This window comes from Novipirellula sp. (assembly GCF_041583735.1).
Taxonomy (GTDB): Bacteria; Planctomycetota; Planctomycetia; order Pirellulales; family Pirellulaceae; genus Novipirellula.
Genome location: NZ_JBFHFD010000524.1, coordinates 1 through 6120 on the forward strand (window position 1 = coordinate 1; position 6120 = coordinate 6120).

At 59.7% G+C, this 6120-nt stretch carries 3 protein-coding genes; 1 reads left to right on the forward strand and 2 read right to left on the reverse strand.

All coding sequences use genetic code 11. The features are described from left to right. Positions 1-119: 119 nt before the first annotated feature. Positions 120-515, forward strand: a complete 396-nt coding sequence (locus tag ABX962_RS27345) for a response regulator (RefSeq protein ID WP_372724172.1) — start codon at positions 120-122, stop codon at positions 513-515. Positions 516-1101: 586 nt separating this feature from the next. Here ABX962_RS27345 and ABX962_RS27350 read toward each other — a convergent pair. Beyond that, entirely contained in the window at positions 1102-1593 is a 492-nt protein-coding gene (locus ABX962_RS27350) for a hypothetical protein (protein WP_339946516.1), read from the reverse strand. Between the two features lie 3 nt (positions 1594-1596). After that, entirely contained in the window at positions 1597-5460 is a 3864-nt protein-coding gene (locus tag ABX962_RS27355) for a S1 RNA-binding domain-containing protein (protein WP_372724174.1), read from the reverse strand. Positions 5461-6120 lie beyond the last annotated feature (660 nt).

Sequence of the window (6120 nt, forward strand, 5' to 3'; positions counted from 1 at the left end):
AAATGGCACCGGCATCAAAGTTGCTAAGCTATAATAGTGTACTCGCCTGGCTGCCCGTTTGGCAGTGCCCCGTAGGCTCGTAGGACGGAAGGATCCTACAAGCAGAGGACGTTCTAATTATGATTGTGCCCAACCTGCTGGTAACGGATGATGATTCGGCATTTCGACGTGTCGTCTGCGAGGGGCTCGTGCGCCGAGGTTTCCAGGTCAGCGAAGCGAGCGACGGCGACGAAGCGCTGGACGTGATCCGCAAGCGACGAGTCCACTTGGCCTTGGTCGACGTCCACATGCCACGCGTCACGGGACTCGATTTGATGCGTCAACTCGTCGACACCCCCGACCGCCCGGCCTGCGTGCTGATGTCGGCGGAATTGGACGAGCAGATCCGCCGCGAAGCCGAATCGATGCAGGCCTACCAAGTGCTCAGCAAGCCCATCCGGCTGAACCAGTTATGTGACGTCGTGTTGGGTGCCCTGATCGACGTCTACGGCTGGTCCCCCAGCAAACCACGCTAAGCCCCCGCTACGCCCCGCCACGCTAAGCCCCCCTCTCCGTAGCGAAACTTGTCAAAAGTTTCGTTCTCCCCTGGGGGAAGACCACATCGAAAGCCGTTGACGGCTTCCGCGACCGATGTGAGCCGCCCGGCGAAGACGGGAGCAAACTGAGAACATTGAAAAGGGAAAATTGTAAATTGACAATTGTAAATTGCCGACTTCTCAGCCACGGACGTGGCGACAGCACCTAGCCTTGGGCGTGAGCCCAAGGAATGCGGTCAAACCGAAGTCGCAAAGCCCCGGCAGGGGCGACAGCAACCACAACTCGCGTCATCGACGTGGAAAGCCGAGCGACATTGGAGCGCCCCCCCATTTTTCAATTTACAATTGTCAATTTGCCCTTTTCAATATCTTCCGCCGAACTCACCCGCCCGGCGAAGCGGGGAGGGTCGGAAAACGAGCCCACAGCGAGTTTTCCGGGGAGGGCAACGTGGCTGCGGAAACCGACGCGGCGACGGAACCGTGGCTAGCGCCAAAACGGCTAACGACAAGAACCGCCCAGGGGGAAACACGCCAACGAAAGTCGTTAACGACTTCCGCTGCGCGGTTACATGCTCTTGGTTGCGTAGACTTCGGCGTACTCGATCGCCCAGCTGTCGATCAGACGCAGAAAATCGCTCTCGTTGACTTCCGCGATCGTGACAAAGTGATTGCGATTAAAGAGCTCGCGATTCATCACGGTGCCTTTGCCCTTTAGCTCCAGCACATTCAAGTCACTGTAGGGGCGAATCATCATCTCCAAACGACTGTATTGGTTGCTCCGCTTGCCCGCTTCGATCCGCAGATCGTCTCGGTAACATGCCGCTCCCCAGCCATTTTCGCCAAACAACGCCTCGGTGCGGAATCCCGGAAAATGATCGGCGACGCGATGCACCGCCTTCTCAATGTGATCCGACAACGATAGTCGCAACGAGGTGTGCAGTCGCCGAAGCTCTTCGGCCGACATCTCCTGCTGCCGCTCTGCGGTCGCTTTCCGCTCCGCTCGCTGCTTCCCACGCTGGATGGCCGACTCGAGCCGCTCGTTAAAATCGTCGCTCATCTATCAGGCCGATGGTTCCGTGGAGGTGCTGGTGGGCTCGTCACCCGAGGCTGCCGAGGAAGCTTCCGTGATTTCCGGCTTTGGCGTTTCCGGTTTGGGCGTTTCCGCTTTCACCGCTTCGGCAACCACTGCCTTCTCACTGCCGGCCGCAGTTGCTTCGGTCGCTTCGGCAACCGCCGACGCTTCCGGTTTCGCCTTTTCCTTCTTCGGCTTTACTTCTTTGGCGGGTTCCGCTTTGTCCTTGGAAACAAACTGCATCAAATCGCCGAACGAACGCAGCGGCTCGTCCCCTTTCAGCATTGCATCGCTGATCGGTTCGACCGGCTTGCTGCTGACGACACGGTACGTTTCGGATTGCTTGCCGCGTCCGCCGCCGCGTTGATCGCGACCTCGGTTATCACGTCCACGACCTCCGTCACGTCCGCCGCGACCACCACCACCGCCGGGTCGTCCGCCACGGTCACCGCCACCACCGGCTGCGCCCGCTTTGCCACGACCGCCACGGTTATCGGGACGGCCACCCTTGGCCGCTTGTCCACCGGCCGCATCGCCACGTCCTGCTCCGCCGCCACCGCCACGGTTGCCACCGCCACGATTCTGCGATTGCTGGCCACGATGAGGACGATCGCTGCGTTGACGACGCATCTCTTCGAGTTCGATTTCACGCTGAGGCGAAATGGCACTCAGTGCCACTCGCCGACGCTTGGTATCGATGCCGGTCACCCAAGTCGTGATCACGTCACCCACTTGGATTGCCTCGTGCAAATCTTCGATGAATTGTTCCGAAACACGGCTGACGTGAATCAGGCCACTGCAATCGGGCGCCAATTCGACGAACACGCCAAACGGCATCACTCCGACCACCACGCCGATCACTTGATCGCCGGTTTTCAACGTCTTCAAGTTCGGCATCGACGTCAAAACGGCATTGGATGCCCCATCGGCAACGTCGCTGTCCCCGAACGGGTCACACAACCAACTGACCAATTGACGAGCCCGGCGGGCACCGATCTGCCATTCTTTGATGCACTTGTCGATCTTGGTCTTTTCAGGTCGAGGCCGAACCACTCGCATCGAAACCGCAGCTTCTTCGGCTGGCTTGGACTCTTCGGTCGACGGGGCTGCTTCGACATCCGCTGCCGCATCGGCCGCCGCTGGCTCCGACGAATCACTCGCGGCCGCATCCCCTGCGGACGAATCCGACTCGGAACTTTCACTGGCAGCCGTTTCCGACTCTGCCGCCGCTTCTCCCGACAACTCGGTTGCCGACACACTTTCGGGTGGCGGGTCTGCGGGTGCCGCATCACCACTGTCATTGGCGGTATCGAGTTCGGCCGACAAACCAAACGGTTTCTCCTCGGCCGCCTCGTCGCTCGGCGTTTCCTCGCTCGCTGCCGCTGGTTCGACAACATCGCTCAATTTCGGTGACGCGTCCTCATCAAAATTCGGAGTCTCGTAACCAGGCGGGGTCGACGGAGGAAGCTCGATCTCGAGCGCCGTTGCCAACTTCTTCGCAAGCGGATAATCCTCGGGATGGATCAAAGTCCCATCGAGCGATTCTTCGCTGCCAAACACACGCAGAAACGGCAACGCTTGGCGAGTCGACGCTTGGTCGCCCCACGACTCGAGTTCTTCGATCTGCTCTCGCGATTTGAACAATTCCTTACGGCGAGCCGCATCCAACGCGTCAGCGACCTGCGGCGTCACGCCTGGCAGTCGGCACAACCACGATGTCGGGGCCGCATTGGCGTCCACTCCGCCACGCGATGCACCGCTGATCATCACGTCGTCAAGCACATCCATCAACGCTTGGTCGGACAGCTCACGCTGGAACGAACCCAAACGCAACTTCAGCGGATCGACCTTGGCGATCGCACCGGCGGGCTGCAGCACCGAAAATGCCACCCAAGCCGCGCTGCGGAATCGACGTGGTGTCGTTCGCATCTCTTGGTCGGCCACTTGGCTGCCCGCGTACGTGTCCGCACCACTACGATCGGCCAACGTCCAGCGGATTGAATTTTCGGGTGATTGCTTGACCAATTCGCTGACCGCTACCAAACAACCTCGGCGAGCCGGGCCGTTGCTGATCACGATCAGATCGACGTGATGAGCATGAATCAGTTCGCCCATTCGCAATACCGCTTGCGAACGCATGCCAGCGGATAATTGGCAAGGCAAATCTTCGCAGTGCAGCAAACGGCCATCGCTGGCCACGATCGCGGTGGCCGCAGTGCGAGGTCCAACCGCATCGATCGACATCACCACCTTGGCTTCGACACCGCTGCGATTGACTTGCATCCGCAGATGGTCCGCCGCGATGCCCAACAATCGAGTCGACGCACGCTCTTGCAGTTCGTCCCACCACGCCGCTTCGGCAGCACCACGGATGTCCGCTTCGTTTTCAATCAGAATGCTTCGCAGCATGTCGGCCAAACGCGGATTGATCCGCTCGGCCGTGCTTTGCAGCTCGGCAACCAAACGATTCGCATCGTACTCGAACGAGCAATTGGCGACTTGGCTGCGAAGGGCGCGAGCGAGCATCACGGTTTGGAACGAGCTGAGCTTGTTCGTCGGAATTCGCTTGCCTTCCAGCGGCTTCAACACGCTCATCAACCAACGACGACGACGTTGGCGAGGCGACACTTTCTTCTGTTTCTTAGCCGGAGCCGGTTCCGACTTCTTCTCGGTCTTCGGCTCTTTTGCCTTCTTCGCGTCGGCCGCAGCAGGCGTCTTCGCATCCGCCGCAGCGGACTCGTCAGCGGCAGCTTCGCCCGCTTGCTTGGTCTCGGCGGCAGCTTCGTTAGCGTTCGTATCCGCAGCCGTCGGCTCGGTTGCTGGGGTTTCGGTCGCTGGGGTTTCCGCAGCTGGGGTCTCGGTCGCAGCAGCAGACTCTGCGGTTTTCACCGAGTTTTCTGCTTCGCTGGTCGCAGCCGCTTCCGTCGCTGCTGCATCCGCCGCTGCTGCATCCGCCGCTGCTGCATCCGCCGCTGCTGCATCCGCCGCTGCTGCATCGGCCGCTGGGGTTTCCCCAGTCGCTGTGGCTTCCGCAGTATTTGCCGCTTCCGTAGTCGCGGTTTCTTTTGCAGGCGTTTCTTTCGCAGGCGTTTCAGTAGCAGCGGTTTCGGCCGCAGGCGTTTCGGTTGCGGATTCCTCGGCCACCTTGGTCAAGGCCGCATCGTCTTTCGCCGCCGGTTTGGCGTCGACCGATTTTGTGCTCTTCGATCCCTTGGCGTTGGCCGAGCCTGGCTTGGATCCACCTTCGGCCGCATCGTCATGATCATGATCGGCACTGGAGTGGGGATCATGGATTTCGATCACGTGGATTTTGGCATGTTTGCCCAGCCACTGGACGGCCGCATTGATCATCCGCGGATCGCCAGCCAACCGGCCTGCCAACGATTTTTCCAGCTTCGCACTGGCTTCGTTGGCATCGTCGATCGTTTCCATCTGTTCGGCGATCGCGTGCAAGTCGTCGCCGTCACCCTTTTGTGGGTTCAGCACACGGACGGCCAGCCGCGTTGCGGAATCGACCGCTTCGCCCGACTCCAGCTTGATCCGTCGGCCCAAACGCTCGAGCATCCGCTTCGAATTGGCTTTTTCGATCGCCCGTCCCAATGCAGGGTCGGCAATCGGGGTCGCTCGCCAACTTTCGAGCAACTCGGCGCGTCGCGCGGCCAGTTGACGGTCCGCCTGCAGCGCTTCGGCGAGCGCCCACAAGCTAGCCTCGTCCAGCCCCCCCAATTCATCACGCCGATACCGCGCCAAAAATGGCGGCGAGTATCCTTGTTCAATCAGGGGCAACGCAATTCGTAAACTTGATTCTTCGCAACGCCCGCGTCGGGCAATTGCTTCTAGATCGACAGTCATCGCAAGTCGGTCTCATTCATCGGTACGCCCGAACTCAGCCATCGCGTCCAGGAAAAAACGGCTCCCTGAACACCTAACTTCACGTCGAAACGATACCTTCAATTTTGGAAGCCAGCAGTTTTGGGTGTTTCACAGCGGCTCTGCTGGAGTTTCAATCAACAGGTCCACCAAAGTAGACCCGCCGCGGAGGGCGAAGATAGCGCCGAACAGCGAAAATGTCAACCTACGAGCAAGCCCCCAATCTGCTAGCACTTCAGGTTTCCGAAGATTTCCCCCTGCAACCCTCAGCAAAGAGGGGAAAGTGGGGGAGAGGGGGAAGTGGGAAAGACAGGGAGACAGGGAGACAGGGAGACAGGGAGACAGGGAGACAGGGAGTGGGGAGTGGGGAGTGGGGAGACAGGGAGGTAGCGAAACTCGCGCGTGAGTTTCGTTTTGCGCTGGGGTGACCGCGACGTTAGCCGTTTTGGCCAACGCGGTGAAGCTTTTAGAGACGGCAAGTGACGGCATTTACGTTCCGTGGCTACGCTGCTCCGAAAACGGCATCCGGTAATTTGCTGGGTGCGGGCAGACCGATAGCGATGGCTCTTATGGACAAGGCCTTAAATATCGGCTTGTGGATTATTTGTGTTTAGGTGACGTGACGTCGTTCAGGCTGCCTGG